This is a genomic window from Acidobacteriota bacterium (genome assembly GCA_030774055.1).
GTDB lineage: Bacteria > Acidobacteriota > Terriglobia > Terriglobales > Acidobacteriaceae > JACPNR01.
Genome location: JALYLW010000103.1, coordinates 1 through 16,146, shown reverse-complemented (window position 1 = coordinate 16,146; position 16,146 = coordinate 1). Strand labels below are relative to the sequence as shown.

15 protein-coding genes are annotated in these 16,146 nt (G+C 64.6%); 11 read left to right on the top strand and 4 right to left on the bottom strand.

Translation table 11 applies throughout. The features are described 5' to 3' along the window. Positions 1 to 2 precede the first annotated feature (2 nt). The 4 genes from M3P27_08535 to tsaE all read left to right on the top strand — a co-directional run bounded on the left by M3P27_08535 (position 3) and on the right by tsaE (position 4,881). A complete protein-coding gene (locus M3P27_08535) occupies positions 3 to 1,589 on the top strand; it encodes an amino acid permease (GenBank protein MDP9268353.1) in 1,587 nt (528 codons plus the stop codon). Between the two features lie 148 nt (positions 1,590 to 1,737). Then, positions 1,738 to 2,760: a potassium channel protein gene (locus tag M3P27_08530; GenBank protein ID MDP9268352.1), complete on the top strand. Its 1,023-nt coding sequence runs from the start codon at positions 1,738 to 1,740 to the stop codon at positions 2,758 to 2,760. Positions 2,761 to 2,780: 20 nt separating this feature from the next. Beyond that, the gene (locus M3P27_08525; protein MDP9268351.1) at positions 2,781 to 4,400 is read left to right on the top strand and encodes an NAD(P)H-hydrate dehydratase; all 1,620 of its coding nucleotides are present in this window, start codon (positions 2,781 to 2,783) and stop codon (positions 4,398 to 4,400) included. Between the two features lie 22 nt (positions 4,401 to 4,422). Beyond that, a complete protein-coding gene (gene tsaE / locus M3P27_08520; protein MDP9268350.1) occupies positions 4,423 to 4,881 on the top strand; it encodes a tRNA (adenosine(37)-N6)-threonylcarbamoyltransferase complex ATPase subunit type 1 TsaE in 459 nt (152 codons plus the stop codon). On the opposite strand, the gene M3P27_08515 is transcribed toward tsaE, so the two are convergent. Next, positions 4,868 to 5,638, bottom strand: coding sequence for an enoyl-ACP reductase (locus tag M3P27_08515; protein ID MDP9268349.1), 771 nt, complete (start codon positions 5,636 to 5,638; stop codon positions 4,868 to 4,870). The genes tsaE and M3P27_08515 overlap by 14 nt on opposite strands. 130 nt (positions 5,639 to 5,768) lie before the next feature. Beyond that, positions 5,769 to 7,106, bottom strand: a complete 1,338-nt coding sequence (locus M3P27_08510; GenBank protein MDP9268348.1) for an MFS transporter — start codon at positions 7,104 to 7,106, stop codon at positions 5,769 to 5,771. 292 nt (positions 7,107 to 7,398) lie between these two features. On the opposite strand from M3P27_08510, the gene M3P27_08505 reads away from it, so the two are divergent. From M3P27_08505 to M3P27_08485, 5 genes are all read left to right on the top strand, one after another. After that, positions 7,399 to 7,911: a hypothetical protein gene (locus M3P27_08505; protein ID MDP9268347.1), complete on the top strand. Its 513-nt coding sequence runs from the start codon at positions 7,399 to 7,401 to the stop codon at positions 7,909 to 7,911. A 233-nt stretch (positions 7,912 to 8,144) separates the two neighbouring features. Then, positions 8,145 to 8,783, top strand: coding sequence for a class I SAM-dependent methyltransferase (locus M3P27_08500; protein MDP9268346.1), 639 nt, complete (start codon positions 8,145 to 8,147; stop codon positions 8,781 to 8,783). 163 nt (positions 8,784 to 8,946) lie between these two features. Further along, positions 8,947 to 10,092, top strand: coding sequence for a hypothetical protein (locus M3P27_08495; GenBank protein ID MDP9268345.1), 1,146 nt, complete (start codon positions 8,947 to 8,949; stop codon positions 10,090 to 10,092). A 29-nt stretch (positions 10,093 to 10,121) separates the two neighbouring features. After that, positions 10,122 to 11,387, top strand: a complete 1,266-nt coding sequence (locus M3P27_08490; GenBank protein ID MDP9268344.1) for a glutamate dehydrogenase — start codon at positions 10,122 to 10,124, stop codon at positions 11,385 to 11,387. Between the two features lie 12 nt (positions 11,388 to 11,399). Further along, positions 11,400 to 11,816, top strand: coding sequence for a YkvA family protein (locus M3P27_08485; GenBank protein MDP9268343.1), 417 nt, complete (start codon positions 11,400 to 11,402; stop codon positions 11,814 to 11,816). A 36-nt stretch (positions 11,817 to 11,852) separates the two neighbouring features. Here M3P27_08485 and M3P27_08480 read toward each other — a convergent pair whose 3' ends face one another. Then, positions 11,853 to 13,472: a hypothetical protein gene (locus M3P27_08480; protein ID MDP9268342.1), complete on the bottom strand. Its 1,620-nt coding sequence runs from the start codon at positions 13,470 to 13,472 to the stop codon at positions 11,853 to 11,855. 417 nt (positions 13,473 to 13,889) lie between these two features. Continuing rightward, positions 13,890 to 14,039, bottom strand: coding sequence for a response regulator (locus tag M3P27_08475; GenBank protein ID MDP9268341.1), 150 nt, complete (start codon positions 14,037 to 14,039; stop codon positions 13,890 to 13,892). Positions 14,040 to 14,382: 343 nt separating this feature from the next. Between M3P27_08475 and M3P27_08470 the strand changes: the two genes are divergently transcribed. Both M3P27_08470 and M3P27_08465 read left to right on the top strand, forming a co-directional pair. After that, positions 14,383 to 15,276 (top strand): hypothetical protein, encoded by an 894-nt coding sequence (locus M3P27_08470; GenBank protein ID MDP9268340.1) that lies wholly within the window; start codon positions 14,383 to 14,385, stop codon positions 15,274 to 15,276. A 171-nt stretch (positions 15,277 to 15,447) separates the two neighbouring features. After that, a partial coding sequence (locus M3P27_08465; protein MDP9268339.1) for a porin family protein occupies positions 15,448 to 16,146 on the top strand: 699 nt, incomplete at its 3' end.

Sequence of the window (16,146 nt, the reverse complement as noted above, 5' to 3'; positions counted from 1 at the left end):
GGATGGCTGAATCCAAGATCTTCAAACGCAAATCGCTCGACATGCTGATGGCGGAAGCCTCGGACACGAGCGAACACGGACTGAAGCGGGCGCTCGGTCCCCTCAACCTCATCACCCTCGGCATCGGCGCCATCATCGGCGCCGGCATCTTCGTGCTCACCGGAGAAGCGGCGGCGCAGTACACCGGCCCCGCCATCGTGCTCTCTTACGTGCTCGCGGGCGTGGCGTGCGCCTTCGCCGGCTTGTGCTATGCCGAGTTCGCCTCCATGATCCCTATCGCCGGCTCCGCGTATACCTACGGGTACGCGACGCTCGGCGAGATCATCGCGTGGATCATCGGCTGGGACCTGATCCTGGAATACGCTTTTGGCGCGGCCACGGTCGCTTCCGGCTGGAGCTCGACGCTGGTCGCCTTCCTGCAGGACTACGGCATCAACATACCGCCGCAGATCTGCGACGTCCCGGGCGCGAAGTGGGCGATGTTCGACGGCCGCTGGTTTCCCGAGACCGCGCTCACCGCTGACCAGCTGACCCAAGCGACACAACACGTCACCACGAGTTTCAACCTGGTGGCGTTCCTGGCCATCCTGGCGGTCACCACCATCCTGATCGTCGGCATCAAGGAGTCGGCGAACTTCAACACCGTGGTTGTGTTCATCAAACTCTTCGCCGTGCTCACCTTCATCGCCGTGGCCGGCGCGTTCGTCTTCAAGCATCCGGACCTCGCGCGCACGAACTGGGCCGTCTTCCTGCCACCGAACACCGGACACTTCGGCTCCTACGGATGGTCGGGCATCTTGCGAGCTGCGGGCGTGGTGTTCTTCGCCTACATCGGATTCGACGCGGTCTCCACCGCGGCGCAGGAAGCCAAGAACCCGCAAAAGGATATGCCCATCGGCATCCTGGGCTCGCTGGCCATCTGTACCGTGCTCTACATCGTGGTCTCGGCGCTGCTGACCATGACGGTCCACTACACGCGCCTGAACATCGGCGCACCGGTCTCGCTGGCTATCCGCGAGACGGGCGTGCGCTGGGGCAGCTACGTGGTGAATGCCGGCGCGCTCGCCGGGCTTTCCACCGTGATGCTGGTGATGTTGCTGGGACAATCGCGCGTCTTCTACTCCATGGCGAAGGACGGCCTGCTGTGGAAGTGGGCGGCGGACATCCATCCCAGGTTCCGGACACCGTGGAAGTCCACCGCCATCGTTGGCGTCTGCGTGGCCATCACCGGCTCACTCGTCCCCATCGGTGACCTCGGCCAGATGGTCTCGATAGGAACGTTGATGGCGTTCGTGATCGTCTGCGCGGGCGTGCTGGTGATGCGCAAGAAACGTCCCGAAGTCAATCGCCCATTCCGCACGCCTTGGGTGCCGTTCGTGCCCATCATGGGCATGGTCGTCTCGCTGGCGCTGATGTTGGGGCTGAATGGCAAGACCTGGATCCGGCTGTTCGTGTGGCTGGTGCTCGGCATGGCCATCTACTTCCTCTATGGCATCAAGCACAGTAAAGTGCAGCGCGGGGAAGTGGTGCACGTGGAGAATCCGCCCTCGGGAGATACCTTCACCGCATCGACGCGCAAAAAACCGTAGATCAATGTCAAGTGAACACAGGAGGATGGGAGGAGGGGAGGTAAGCCCTTTTCCTTTCTTCCTGTTCTTTTGTTCTCCTTCCTTCCTGTTCTTCCTCCTGTCCTCCTTTCCTCCTGTCTTTATTTGACCTGCTAGAATCCGCAGCGACATGAAGCCGTCAATGCTGCGTCCGCTGCGCAACCTCAAGACCGTCCTGGTGCTGATGGCCGGCTTTGCTGCGGCCGGGACGGTCGGCTTCCGCGTGATCGAGGGCTGGCCGTGGCTCGACTGCTTCTACATGGTCGTGACCACGTTCACGACCGTGGGCTACATGGAGGTCCATCCGCTTTCGCACGCCGGGCGCATCTTCAACCTGTTCGTGATCATCTTCGGCGTGGGCACGGTCTTCCTTGCCATCGGGTCGCTGACCCAGGCTTTGCTAGAATTCGAGCTCGGAAAGGTCTTTGGACAGCGGCGCATGGAACGGGACATCGAGAAACTCACGGGACACTACATCATCTGCGGCGCCGGCCGCGTGGGGCGCAGCGTGGCGCGCGAGCTTGCGCGCAAGCCCGCGCCGTTCGTCATCATCGAGACCAGCGAGGCGCGCAGCGACGCGCTGCCAGACGGCTGGCTGATGATGCGCGGCGATGCCACGCTGGAGAAGACCCTGCGTGCGGCGCGCATCGAGCTCGCCGAGGGCCTGGTCGCCGCCACCACCACCGATGCCACCAATATCTACATTGTGCTGACGGCGCGCGGACTGAATCCGAAGCTCCGCATCATCGCGCGCGCCAGCGAGGAAGATGCGGAGAAGCATCTGCGCACTGCCGGGGCCGACAGCATCATCTCGCCGTATTCCTTTGCCGGGCACCGCATCGCGCAGCAGTTCCTGCGTCCCAACGTGCTCGACTTCCTCGACCTCGCCACGCTCGATCCCGACGTGGACCTCGAGATCGAAGAGGTGCAAGTCGCACCCAGTTCGAAGCTAGCCGGATTGACCATCGGAGACTCGCGCATCCACCAGCAGCTTGGAGTCATCGTGCTCGCCATCAAGCGCGAGGGGCAGACGATGAAGTTCAATCCCGCGGCCGCCGACCGCATCGAGCCCAACGACTTCCTCATCGCCATCGGCGAATCCAAGAGCCTGCGCCGCCTGGAAGAGACGGCCGCCGCTGCCGCCAGGCATTAGGCGAAGATCGTGAAACCAAGATGAAGATCGTCACCGCCGCCGAGATGCGTGAGATCGATCGCGCAACCATTGGTCGCGCAGATCACGAGCGCCTCGGCGTCCCTTCGACCACGCTGATGGAGAACGCGGGCGCGGCAGTCGCCGAGTTCGTCCTGGCACAATGGCCGGCGACGCGCAAGATCGCCGTCGTCTGCGGCAAAGGCAACAACGGCGGCGACGGCCTGGTCGCGGCGCGCAAGCTCTCGGAAGCGGGGAAGCAGGTCGTCGTGTTGCTGCTGGCGAAGCCGGCGGAGCTGAAAGGCGATGCGGCGGAGATGCTGGCGCAGTGTCCGGTGGAGCCGGTCGTCGTGACGACAGCGGTTGAGCTAGCCGAGGCGGTGGACGACCGCCTCCTCGACTGCGACCTGATCGTAGACGCGCTGCTGGGCACAGGGTTCCGTCCGCCGATGAGCCAGCTTTACGCCGAGGCGATCACCGCGATGAATCTCTCGACGGCGCCAGTGGTCGCCGTGGATATTCCATCCGGGGCGGACGCCGATTCCACGTTGCCGGCGCAGAGTGGCACGATCCGCGCCGTGGCGGACGCGGTTGTCACGTTCACCGCGCCCCGGCCCGCGCATGTCTTTGGGCGGCTGACGGATGGCCCGACGGTGATCGCATCCATCGGGTCGCCACCGGAAGTCGTTTCCGAGCTGGCCGCCGAACTAAAGATGAACCTGATCACACCCGCGGATTTCGCGGCTTTGCTGGCCCCGCGCTCGCCGGATTCGCATAAAGGCGATTTCGGCCACGTGCTGGTCGTCGGCGGCTCTGTCGGCAAAGCCGGTGCCGCGGCGATGGCCGGGATGGGCGCGCTGCGTGCGGGCGCGGGCTTGGTGACGGTCGCCACGCCGGGCTCGGTGCAGCCCACGGTCGCGAGCTTTGCCGCCGAACTGATGACCGTGCCGCTCGACGAGACCGAGAGTGGCGGCGTCTCGCTCAAAGCCCTCGAGTATGGACGGATGGAAAAGCTTTGCGAAGGGAAGAGCGTACTGGCTATCGGGCCCGGGCTGGGACGCGACCCGGAAACAGCGGAGTTTGTGCGCGCGCTGGTGAAGCATGCGAATCTCTCCATCGTGCTCGATGCCGACGGGCTCAATGCTTTCGCGGGCGCGGCGGATCAGCTATCGGGAGCGAAGCGGCCGCTCGTCATCACGCCGCATCTGGGGGAGATGGCGCGCTTGATCGGTGCGACGACCGCAGAGATAAACCAGGATGCGGTCGGGGTCGCACGCTCGTTCGCCGCGAAACAACGCTGCGTCGTCGTGCTCAAAGGACATCGGACGTTGGTCGCGGGCGGCGATGGTGAGGTGGGGATCAATGCGACCGGCAATCCCGGGATGGCGAAGGGCGGCAGCGGCGATGTGCTCACCGGAATGCTCGCGGCGTTGATCGCGCAGTTCGCCCATGGAGAGCAGCCGCGGTGCGTAGAAGAATGTTCCGGCGCCGCCGTTTACCTCCACGGACTCGCCGGCGACGTCGCGCGCGAAGAGATGGGCGAGCGCGCCATGGTCGCGAGCGACATCATCGACGCCCTCGGTGAAGCCTTCTGCCGCGCCGCGGAGCAAGTCGGCGAGCGAACGGTTACTATCAATCCTTAGCATCCGCAGTTTTCTTCTCACCGTGCCTTCCGCCGAATCCACAACCCGGGAATTCACAACCCGCTCACCGGAAGAGACCATCGCGCTTGGCCGCAAGCTTGCGTCGGACCTCAAGCCGCCGCAACTCGTCGTGCTGACCGGCGACCTTGGAGCAGGGAAGACGACGCTGATCAAAGGCATCGCCGAAGGTTTCGGCGCGGCGAAGCAGGAAGACGTCACCAGCCCCACGTTCACGCTTATCCATGAATATCGCAGCAAGGACGCCAACATCTTTCACATCGACCTTTATCGCGTCGACACGCCGCGCGAACTCGAGACGCTTGGCATTGACGACCTGGTGGACGACCGTAGCGTCATCCTGATCGAGTGGGGAGAGAAGTTCGCTCGCTTCGCGGGCGGGCGCGATGTGGAGATAAAGATGGAACGGGTGGGTGAGACGGAGCGGAAGATCAACGTCTCCGGCCGCTTCAGTACCCCATGATGTTGTAGCCGCAATCCACGTGCAGCACCTCGCCGGTGATCCCGCTGCCGCCATCGGACGACAAGAACACGGCGGCATCGGCCACCTCGTTCACATCCACATTGCGTTTCAACGGGGCGCGCTCGGCGTGCGAGCGCAGCATGTCGCCCAGTCCGGAGATGCCGCGCGCGGCCAGCGTCTTGATGGGCCCGGCGGAGATGGCGTTCACGCGCACCTTGGCGGGGCCCAGGTCGTTGGCGAGGTAGCGCACCGAAGCTTCAAGTGCTGCTTTAGCTATTCCCATCACGTTGTAGTGGGGAATCACTTTCTCGGAGCCGAAATAAGTCATGGTCACGATGGAACCGCCCTCGGTCATGAGCGGGGCGGCGGCGCGGGCCACGGCGATCAGCGAGTAGCAACTGACGTCGAGCGCCACGCGGAAGCCCTCGCGCGTGGTCATCACGAAGTCGCCCTTCAGCTCTTCGGCGGGAGCGTAGGCGACGGAGTGGATGAGGGTGTGCAGCTTGCCGTAGCGCGCCTTGAGAGCATCGAACAGCGTGGCGATCTCCTGATCGTTCGAGACGTCGCACCGCAAAGCCTCGGCGCCGGGCAAGGACTTGATGAGGTCCTCAGCCTCCTCGCGCAGGCGCTCGTTCTGGTAGGTGATGGCCAGCTTGGCGCCGGCTTCCTGCAGGCGCTGCGCGATCGCCCACGCGATCGAGCGCTTGTTGGCGACGCCGAAGACGACTGCCGCGCGGTTTTCCATGAGCTTCGTCATCTTTACTTCCTCGTAAGACCGGACAGGATAACAGGGGGAAACAGTGTCGGCTAGGCGGCGAGAGCTGGCAAACCTTCGTAGATCCTCCGCTCGGGCTGAAGCCACGCGCGATGGATGACAGCACGCGCAGCTAGGTGCGTTCGCGGTCGTGATCGGGGTTCGCGGGCACCGACTCGCCGGGTGCGGGAGCAGCGCCCATCTCGAGCGGGAACGAGCCCTCGGTCGCTACCGGTTCGGGCTGGAGATGTTTCTCCGGCGGCGCGACCGGCCACATCGCGCAGACGGCGGCGAACGCGTAGAGCACGCCGACCATGTAGAAGCCTATGGCAAGCCCGATCTTATGCGCGGCCACGCCGACCGAGTATCCCAGGACCATTTGCAGCACCGTCCCGGCAAAGAAGAAGGTGTTCTGCACCCGTCCCATGAAGTGCTTGGGGACCACCTCCATCATGGTGCTGGAGATGCTGATGCCGCCCACGCCGCGCGCCGAGCCCATGACCGCATAGATAAGGACGGCGATCGCGAGCCAGCGCGAGAACGGCAGCGCGAAAAGACAGACCGCCAGCAGACTCATCGAAAAGCTGACGGAATGGCGCGAGCCGGCGCGGCGGATCACGGTGGGCGCGTAGAGCGCGCTGAGGAAGGCGCCGATGCCCCAGCCGGCATTGAGCCATCCGTATCCGATGGCGCCCGCGTGCAGGATGCGTTCGGAGAGCGGCGCGGTGATCACGCCCTGGGTGAGCATGGCGCCGAGGAAGAGCGCCCAACTCGCGCCCAGCAGCATGATGTAGGGTTTGCCGCGAACGTAGTCCAGGCCTTCGCGCAGTTCGTGAAAGTAGCGCGCGACCAGGCCCGTGGGTTTGTCGGCCCCACTGTCTTCTCGTTTCACCACGTGCTTGCCGCGGCGCACGAAGAGATAACACGAGAACGAGAGCAGGTAGGTGGCGAAGTCGATGAGCAGCACGCCGCCAAGCCCGATCTTGTCGTAGACAAATCCAACGATGGAGCCGGCGATGAGCCATCCACCCTGCACGCCGGCGAGCAGGAAGGTATTGGCGTGGACGAACTCCTGCTCTGGCGTCAGCTCCTGGATGAGCGCGGTGATGGTGGGCCAGAACATCCAGAAGCCGGCGGCAACGAACATGTTCATCAGGTAGAGCTGCCAGATCTGCGCCTCGCCGCGCAGCGCCAGCACCGCGACCACGAGCACCACCACCGCGCGAGCAGCGTCCAGCAGCATCACGAGGTGGCGGCGGTCTTCGCGATCGATGATCACGCCGGTGAAAGGCAGCATGAGCAGCCCGGGCAGGGTGCTGAGCACGACCAATTTCCCGAGCGCGATCTCGTTATGCGTGCGCTGTAGCACGAACCAGGTGATGGCGGTCGAGTTCATCCCGCTGCCGAGCATCGAGATGATGTTTGCCAGGAAGATGTAGCGCAGGCCGGGTTGGCGCAGGATGGTCCGCATGCAGCTGTGATCTGAGTCCCAATCTAAATCGGAGGCGGCAGGTTTGGCGAATGTGCGGCGGGCGCGCGCACCTATAATGATGATGTCTCGCCAGGAGGGTCGTCTGCGAACCACGCTGCCGCGGGCCCTGCTTCTCGAACGCAAGTCTTTCGGAGCGATGCTTATCGGGGCGATGTCTTTCGGGGCGATTTGTCTCCTGCTCTGTGCCGGAGCGGTCTACGCCTCAACGCCGGCCTCCTCGCCCGCGCCGGAATCCCGCTCACTCGCGGCCGTCTATCTGGATGGTCAACCGGTGCGGCTCGAACTCGCGGAGGGCGCGAAGCCGATGACGCTCGGACCGTGGCGGCTGGGCACGCGCGTGCTCGACACCAAGCCGCGCGACCAGCGGTTGAACCTTTATATCGTCGCGCCCGGGACGCAGTACCACCTCGACGGGGCCGAGGACTTCGATCACAACGCCATCATCAACGCGCTGCCCGAGCCGGGGAAGTCGCGCGAGTACGACGTCTATTGGGCGCTGGTGCTCGATCCGCATCTGCACACCGACTTCCGCAACGAGCGCGACCTGATCGTCGCAGCCCAGGCCAGCTTCGTGCCCGGCGACCTGTTCGAGTTCGAGGACGTTCCCGCCGCCGCTTTCCTGCGGAACTTCCTGAAGCTTGGTTCGCTCGAAGACCTGCAACGCTACCGGCGAAAGAATCGCGCGCTGCCACGCGTGATCATCGTGCCGGCGGGTCTTGCCATCACCGCGGCGGCGCCGCCGGCGGCGCCAGAGCCGGCAACGCCCACGGCGACCCCGCACTGACGTTCAGCGGTGGTCCCAGCGTGACCACCGGCGTCCGCCCGGCTGATAGCGCTGGTCGAAGATGTTCTCCACCGCGAGGTACAGCTCGGTGTGGCTCTCCGCGCGCGGGGCTACGCGAAATGAAGCAAAAGCGTCGAGCGTGAAGAAGCGGTCGAGCGGCTAAGCAAGCCGCCCGGAGGAAAGACGTCCGGTAGAATCGTTTGCGGCGACGAGAGTGCTTGGTCGAGAGATCCATGGCTCTATTCGGGAAGAAGCCCAACTCGGTGCATTCGGTGCACAAGGTGCTGCGCAGGCTGGAGAAGGAAGGCGCGCAGCTGCAGCCGGAGTCGCACCGCGCCACCCCGGAGTGTCCTTATCCGGAGCGCTGGCACATGTACGACTCGATGTCGGCGGAGGCGGAGGTGCTCGACTTCCTCAAGGCTCTGGTCACCACCGTCAAGCCGGAGCTGGTGGTCGAGACCGGGACATTCGTCGCTTCGAGCACACTCTGGATCGCCGAGGGCCTGCGCGAGAATGGCTTTGGACGGGTGATCACCTGCGAGTTCGATCCGGTGGTGTATGCCGAGGCCAAAAAGAAGATAGACGCCTCGGGATTCGCCGACCTCATCGATTTCCGCAATGAGTCGAGCCTGGAGATGAAGGTCGCCGGCGCCATCGACCTGTTTTTTTCCGACAGCGACATGCCCATCCGCGAGCAGGAGATCCGGCGCTTCCTGCCGCAGATCTCGCCGCATGGGCTGATCCTGATGCACGATGCCAGCTCGCACCACAAGGTCGTGCGCGAGGCAGCGCTGCGCCTGGAGCAGGAGGGAGTGCTCTCGGTCGTCCTGCTACCCACCCCCCGCGGCCTGGTGTTGGCGCAGAAGCGCTGACGGCCGGCGCCACGGACCGCCGGTCGCGCGCGAGGCTGAGATAGCTTGCCTCCCGGCAGGAACCGAAGTACGATGCGCGCCTATTCGCAGGCCGTCTACTCGTAGGCGTCTGCGCTAGACCCTTCTGCACTCCCCCGGCAGCAGGGCCACGGACGAGGTGCATATGCGCTCCCGGCGTTGGCTCAGCCTGATCGTTTGCGCCGCCATCCTTGTCACTGTTACTGCCGGCCTGCCCTCCGCGTGGGCCCAGATCTCGACCATCAACCTGGCGGCCGGCTCGCCCGCCGACGTGGACCTGCAAGCCATCGCCAAAGAGGGCGACGCGGCGAAGCAGAAGGCGATGTACATCGAGTTCGTCGCGAAGTATGCGGCCGAGCCGCAGGCGGCGGCATACGGTTACTCGCAACTGGCGCAGATCGCCTTCGCTGCTGGAGACGCCGGCCAAGCCCTGGAATATGGCGAGAAGTCGCTGGCGGCGCAGCCTGGGAACCTGGAGATGATCCTCTCGCAGGTGCAGTTCGCGCAGAACCTCAAGCTGACCGACAGGATCGTGGACTACGCCGCGCGCGGCGCCCAGGTCATCCACGGCATCGGCACCCAGGCCAAACCGGCGGGGATGAGTGACGACCAGTTCAAGAGCGACAACGACCAGCAGCGGCGTTCGTCCCAACCGGCCTACGACTTTCTGCACGCGGCAGCCTACTCCGCTATCACCACCGAGCAAGACCCGGACAAGCGCTGGAAAGAGATCGCGCGATTTGACGCGGCCTTCCCGGGATCGCAATTCGCCGAACCGGCGGCCCAGCTGGCGATGTACGCGCTGCAGCAGAAGGGCGACTACGCGCAGCTGGCGAAGTACGGAGCGCGCATGGCAGCCGCCTATCCGAGGTCGCTCTCCATCCTCGGCTTGCTGGCGGGCATGCTGGCGGAAGATCCGAAGCGCGCCTACGACGCCGTCGCGGTCGGCTATGGGCGACGCGCGGCGGATGTAGCCGCGGGCATGGACCTCGGGTCCGACCCGGCCAAGAAGCTCGCCGCCGGATTGGCGCATGGTGCGCTGGGCTGGGTCTACATGAAGCAGGGAAAGACGGGCGCGTCGATCGGCGAGTTCAGGACCGCGGCCGCGCTGGTGCAGGGCAACGAAGCGGCGTACTCCACCGTGATGTACCGGCTGGGCTTTGCGTATGCGAAGCTGCGGGACTATCCCTCGGCGCGTGCGGTGCTGAACAAATGTGCCGCCGTGAAAGGCCCGTACCAACAGGAATCGAAGCGCTTGCTGGTGAAGGTGAACGCCGTCGCGCCGCGATAGGCGACGGGGGCGAGGAGTCAGGCATTCTTATGGCGACTGGTCCGGCAGTAAAAGCGCAACCGCGCGAATCGGCGATCGAGATCACGCGCGGCAACTTCCGCATCGCGGCACAGCGGCTGGGCCTCGATCAGGACCTGCAGACGCTGCTCTCCACGCCCTTCCGCGAATTGCGCGTGGACGTGCCCATCCGCATGGACGATGGCCACCTGAGGGTATTCATCGGGTATCGCGTGCAGCACAACGGCGTGCGCGGTCCGACGAAGGGCGGCATCCGCTACCACCCCAATGTGGACATCGATGAAGTGCGTGCGCTGGCTGAGGCGATGACGTGGAAGACGGCGGTGGTGAACATCCCGTTCGGCGGGGCGAAGGGCGGCGTGACCTGCGACCCATCAAAGATGTCGATGCAGGAGCTGGAAAAACTCACGCGCAAGTTCACCTCGCGCATCCACCTCATCCTCGGGCCGTTTCGCGACGTGCCTGCGCCCGACGTGAACACGAACGCGCAGGTGATGACGTGGCTGTTCGACGAATATTCCTCCGCCCACGGCTACACGCCCGCGTGCTGCACCGGCAAGCCGGTCGACTTGGGTGGATCGCTGGGCAGGGAACAGGCGACGGGGCGCGGCGTCTCGTTCATGGTGCGCGAGGCGGCAAAAGATATGGGCCTCGAACTCAGCCAGCTGCGGGTTGCGGTGCAGGGGTTCGGTAACGTGGGTTCGAACGCGGCGCTGCTCATCGAGCAACTGGGCTGCAAGATCGTGGGCGTGAGCGACGTGAAGGGCGGCGTCTACAGCGCGCGCGGTCTGTTCGTGGCCGACGTTATCACGCACCTGAAGAAGACCGGCTCGGTCGTGGGATTCCCCGGCGCCGACAGCCTGACCAACGAAGAGCTGCTGGAATCGGATTGTGACGTGCTGGTGCCGGCCGCGCTCGAGTGCGTGCTGCACGGCGACAACGCCGCGCGGGTAAAGGCGAAGCTTATCGTCGAGGGGGCGAACCTTCCGACCACGCCATCCGCCGACGAGGTGTTCTACCAGCGCGGGGTGGTGGTCGTGCCCGACATTCTCGCCAACGCCGGCGGCGTTACCTGCTCCTACTTCGAGTGGGCGCAGAACCTGCAGCAGGTCTTCTGGGAGGAAGACCACGTGAACCGCGAGCTCGACAAGATCATGGTGAAGGCGTATCGCACGGTGGCCGACCGCGCGAAAGCGGAGCAGACACAATTGCGGACCGCCGCCTACTGCGTGGCGGTGGAGCGGGTGGCGCGGGCGGAGAAGCTGCGCGGAACGTAGTATTCTAGGGCCATGGCGGATAAGGTGAAGGTGATGGCTGAGCCGGAGATCCGCGCGGCGCTCGAGCGCGAGGAGCGCGAGGCGTCGCGGCTGTTCACCCACACGCGCGAGACCACGCGGCTGCTGCAGGACGCGGTGCGCAAGTCCGAACGCAATCGCAACAAGCTGCTCAGCTTCTGGCGCGACCTCTCCGCGCTGCTGCGCCTGCTGCGTGCGTGGAAGAACAAGACCTACACCAAGCTGCCGAAGAAGACGATCATCATGGTGCTCGCCGCCGTGATCTACTTCGTGGACCCGTTCGACCTCATCCCCGATGTGATCCCGATACTCGGCTACATCGACGATGCCGCCGTGCTCGGCCTGGTGATGGCTTCCATCCGCGACGACCTGGAAAGATTCCAGGAGTGGGAAGGCACCATCCAGATGTAGTCGTGTTTTGCTGTGTGCGCAGCCCTCGCGGCCGACTTACATCCCGCCCTTCGTCATCTTCCTTATCTCGATCAGTTTGGCTTTGTACTGCTTCGCCTTCTGCGCGTCGCCACTCGAGGCCGCGGAGCGTGCGGCGGCGTCGAGCGCGTTCAAGCGGTTGGGCGAGATCTTCAACACCGCCTCGAGTTCCACCAGCGCCTCGCGGTCGCGACCGAGCACCATCAGCATGCCCGCCAGGGTCTCGCGCGCGGGCAGGATGGGGCCGGGCGTGACCGGAGCTTTTTCGGTGGCGTCTTCGAGATCGGCGGCGGCGCGCGCGTGCTTGAGCGCGCTCTCGATATCCTGTTCGGCCGCTTCCGCGAAGGCGAGCACCTGCAAGCGCTGGATCTCCACCTGGTTCGCCCAGTACGGGCTGCCGGCCTGCGCGAGGTGATCGCGGATGGCGGCGAGTTTGCCGACGATGGCGCGGACACGCGCCGTATCACGCGCGCGGTGGTCAGCGTCCACCGAGAGCGCGGCGCCAAGCCCCTTGGCATACCAGGTGATGGCCTGATTAACGCCCGCGCCCGAACCGGTGGGATCGGGCAGCGCGGCGGCCTCTTCCCACTCGTGGCGCTCCATGGCGAAGCGCGCGGGGATGGCAGCGTCGGCGTAACCGCCGATCGCGTTCATCCCTTGTTGCGGTCGGATGCGCTTGGCCTGCACCACGATCTCGCGCGCGTCGGCGTAGCGGCCCTGCTGCAGGAAGGCGTACTCCATGTAGTCCATCGCATGCAGGCGCTGGTTCAGGGCTTCATTGCTCTTGCTCGCCTGTTGATCGCGCTCGGCGGATGCGGCGGAGGCGCGATTGCTCTTGATGGCTTCATCCCACAGACCGAGCCGAGTGAAGATGTGCGAGGGCATGTGTTGCGCGTGCGCGGAGGCGGGCGCGATCTGCGCATAGCGGCGCGCAGCGGGCAGCGCGTCGGCGGCGAGCGGCGGAAAATCGGAGACGTGGATGATGTAGTGCGTGAGCCCGGGATGGTTGGGCGCGACCTTGAAGATGGGGAGCAGCACAGTGAGCGCCTTGCGCTGGTTGGCGTAAGTCTTGTCCGTCTTGGGCGCGTCCACGTCGAGCGCGAGCGCATAGAAGATGGCCGCTTCGTCGTCGTCGGGATAGTCGGCATGCAGCTTCGCCATCGCCTGTTCGTAAGCGACCTCTCGCGCGTGCAGCGGCGTCGCAGGCTCGCCGAAGATGTTTCCGAGCGCCTCGACGTAAGCACGCTCGCGCGCGATGGTCTTCGCGTCCGCTTTCGAGTTGGGGGCGGCAAGCAAAGCCCGCGCCTTCTCGATGGCCGCCTTGCCCTCGGCCGGCCATACTTGCTCCCATAGCCCGTGATACTGCGTCATCGCAACGCCCCACCACGCCATCGCGCACTGCGGGTCCTGCTTGGCGACTTCCTCAAACGCCCTGCGCGCTGTCTCGTAGCCGAAAGAGTGCAGGATCGCGACCGCGCGCTCGAAGCGCGGCTGCGCCGCCGCCGTGCACGAGGTAGGGAAGTGGACGGTGCCGTAGTTACCGCCGGCCGGGGGCACCGCGGCGTGCTGGTGGGCTTCGTCGGCGAAGGCGGGGAGTGACAAGACGATGGCGAGAAGTATGACGCCGCGATTGCGCATGGTTCACCTACATCTCGAGCCCGTCCGCGGGCGAGAGAGCCCTACATTACCAAAAATCGCGGGCGGATCCGTGATTGGGTTACCCCCCTCCCCCAGCGATTGGGTATCCCAATGGCTTGAAGCCGGCGGGGGTGACGCCGCGGTCGTTATTGTCAAAGAACGGTCGAGCAGGGTGCAGGTACACCCCTCTTTTTCCAGTATGCGCCAATCGAAGGGGTAGACCGGACATCTGCGGGCGCGATTTATTGTGATTCGATCGAGCGGGTTAGCGGGAAATCGGGAGAAAGAGGGGCTTGACAGGAAATATTGACGATTGACGAATGACGATTGAAAACCGGGGCTGCTCCTCGCAGACTCCTTCAGTTGGAATTGACCACCGACGGGTGGTGGCCTCGCATCTCCGCTGCGAAGTCGTCCCTAGTTGGTGACTTGGTCCCTTCCTTGAAGAAGTCCCTCGACGCCGTCTTTCGCGGTCTCGGCACGATACCCCCAGGCGGAAACCAGCTCCGCCAGGCCGGCGCGTTCGTTCTCTTCGTCTTCGACGATAAGGATCTTCTCTTCTGCCATAGGGGGAGGTTCCAGGTTCCACGCCGCCCCGCACAGGAACGGCGGGAAGGGAATCGAGACTGCCGGGCCTTCGGCAACGCCTGCCAACAGCACCGTAAGGCATTAGGATGCGGCCCACCCTCCCGCAGTCACTCTGGATGGTGGGAATCGCAAACCGACAGTGTACTAACGAGTTAACAGGAATGGTGGAAAATCTTCCTCTCCGCCCCTAGACGAGTGTGCAGCCGGCTGCATCTCACATTGTCTGAAACGGCGAAGCTAAGCCGCTGGGGCCCAGGTCGCGGGCCCCGATTCGGAAGGGCCGTCCGCATCGGCAAGGACGGATATCTCAGGAGGATTGGGAATGAAGAAGTTCATGGTTTTGACAGTGGCGATCGCTGTCCTGTCATGGGCGGCGATGGCGCAAACCTCGGCTTCAGGCCAGGCTTCGAGCCAGACCCAGGGCTCCACTTCGACGGGTGCGAGCACGTCGGTGTCCCGGTCGGGCGCGAGCGCGAACGCGAGCGCGGACAAGAGTGGCGCCAATGCCGGCCTGGCGAACGGCACGGCCATCAATGCCACGCTCAGCAAGAGCATCGATAGCCGGAAGGCGAAGAGCGGCGACGCGGTCGAAGCCAAGACCACCTCGGACGTGAAGTCCGCGGGCAAGACGGTGATCCCGCGTGGTTCCAAGCTCATCGGGCACGTGACCCAGGCCTCGGCTCGGGGGAAGGGTGATGCGGATTCGACGCTCGGCATCGTCTTCGACCACGCCGTACTGAAGAACGGGCAGCAAGTGCCGCTGAACGCGACCATCCGGGCGCTGGCGGCAGCGCGGTCGGTGGCGGCGAGCAATGACGACATGATCGGCGCCAGCGGTGGCCCGGGGTCCGCGGGAGGCTCCACGGTCGGCGGCGTAGGGGCGACGGGGGGTGGCGTGCTCGGCGGAGTGGGGAATACTGCCGGCAACACCGTCGGCTCGACCGCGGGCAGCGTGGGCAACACCGTCGCTTCCACCACCCGCGCGGCCGGGTCGGCAACCCGCGCCGGCACGAGCGCTACCGGCGAGTTGACCTCGACAACCCAAGGCGTCATCGGTATGCCGGGCGTCACTCTGAGCCAGGCGACGAACGCGACCATGGGCGTGACCCAGGGCGTGACCCAGGGCGCGACCATCAGCAGTATCGGGAAGAATGTGAAGCTGGATAGCGGTACGCAGATGGTATTGAGCGTGGCCGGAACGGCCTCAAACCAGTAAACGACTGAAAAAGCTCACTATCTGGCTGCACTCCGACCGGGCGTTGCCGTATAATGGCGCGCGGTCGGAGATTCCTGTTTCTCTCCGCTAGAGCTGTGCGGCCCTTTCCCATTTGGTGGTTTACACCCGGTTGTCCCCTAGGTCTCACGCAGTGTCTCCGGAGGGTGCTACATGCAAACTCGTAGAGTGGATCGCATCCGCCGCGCGCTGTCTGTAACAGCGATCTTCTCGATCGTGATGATGATCCCGGCCGCCGCGCTGGCGCAGAGCGAATTCCCTGACCCGCGCACCGAGATCTTCGTGGGTTATTCGTATTACAACCCGGGTGACGATAGCCTGCTGTTCCCCCACCTTGCGGCGGACAAAGGGTTCAACGCCGCGGTCACGTGGAACTTCAACCGCTATGTGGGGTTCACGTTCGACACCAGCGGCCACTACGGCGACAACATCAATGTGGGCAATTTCGGGTTTGGCCCGACCGTCAAGTATCCGCTGGACCGCGCCACGCCGTTCGCGCACGCGCTCTTCGGCTTTCAGAAAGCGTCGCCGCTTGGCTTCCAGGAGACTGCATTCCTCACCATGATCGGCGGCGGCCTCGACTTGCGCCTTACCCGTTTGTTCAGCTGGCGCTTGTTTCAGGCCGACTGGGTGCGCTCGAACCACAGCTTCTTGCTCGGTTCACAAGATGATTTCAACGGCGCCCGCCTCTCGACCGGCATCGTGTTCAACCTCGGCAGCCTGACGCCGTCGATCCCGCCATCGGCAACGTGCAGCGCCAGCCCCACGGAAGTGGTGGCAGGCGAGAGCGTGACGGTGACGGCGACACCGAGCAACTTCAATCCCAAGCATGAACTGGATTACGCGTGGACG

What these genes read in the sequence shown, in the direction of transcription:
- M3P27_08535 (MDP9268353.1), top strand. Translation starts at nt 3, where the DNA reads ATGGCTGAATCCAAGATCTTCAAACGCAAATCGCTCGACATGCTGATG.
- M3P27_08530 (MDP9268352.1), top strand. Translation starts at nt 1,738, where the DNA reads ATGAAGCCGTCAATGCTGCGTCCGCTGCGCAACCTCAAGACCGTCCTG.
- M3P27_08525 (MDP9268351.1), top strand. Translation starts at nt 2,781, where the DNA reads ATGAAGATCGTCACCGCCGCCGAGATGCGTGAGATCGATCGCGCAACC.
- M3P27_08515 (MDP9268349.1), bottom strand. Translation starts at nt 5,638, where the DNA reads ATGACGAAGCTCATGGAAAACCGCGCGGCAGTCGTCTTCGGCGTCGCC.
- M3P27_08510 (MDP9268348.1), bottom strand. Translation starts at nt 7,106, where the DNA reads ATGCGGACCATCCTGCGCCAACCCGGCCTGCGCTACATCTTCCTGGCA.
- M3P27_08500 (MDP9268346.1), top strand. Translation starts at nt 8,145, where the DNA reads ATGGCTCTATTCGGGAAGAAGCCCAACTCGGTGCATTCGGTGCACAAG.
- M3P27_08495 (MDP9268345.1), top strand. Translation starts at nt 8,947, where the DNA reads ATGCGCTCCCGGCGTTGGCTCAGCCTGATCGTTTGCGCCGCCATCCTT.
- M3P27_08490 (MDP9268344.1), top strand. Translation starts at nt 10,122, where the DNA reads ATGGCGACTGGTCCGGCAGTAAAAGCGCAACCGCGCGAATCGGCGATC.
- M3P27_08485 (MDP9268343.1), top strand. Translation starts at nt 11,400, where the DNA reads ATGGCGGATAAGGTGAAGGTGATGGCTGAGCCGGAGATCCGCGCGGCG.
- M3P27_08480 (MDP9268342.1), bottom strand. Translation starts at nt 13,472, where the DNA reads ATGCGCAATCGCGGCGTCATACTTCTCGCCATCGTCTTGTCACTCCCC.
- M3P27_08475 (MDP9268341.1), bottom strand. Translation starts at nt 14,039, where the DNA reads ATGGCAGAAGAGAAGATCCTTATCGTCGAAGACGAAGAGAACGAACGC.
- M3P27_08470 (MDP9268340.1), top strand. Translation starts at nt 14,383, where the DNA reads ATGAAGAAGTTCATGGTTTTGACAGTGGCGATCGCTGTCCTGTCATGG.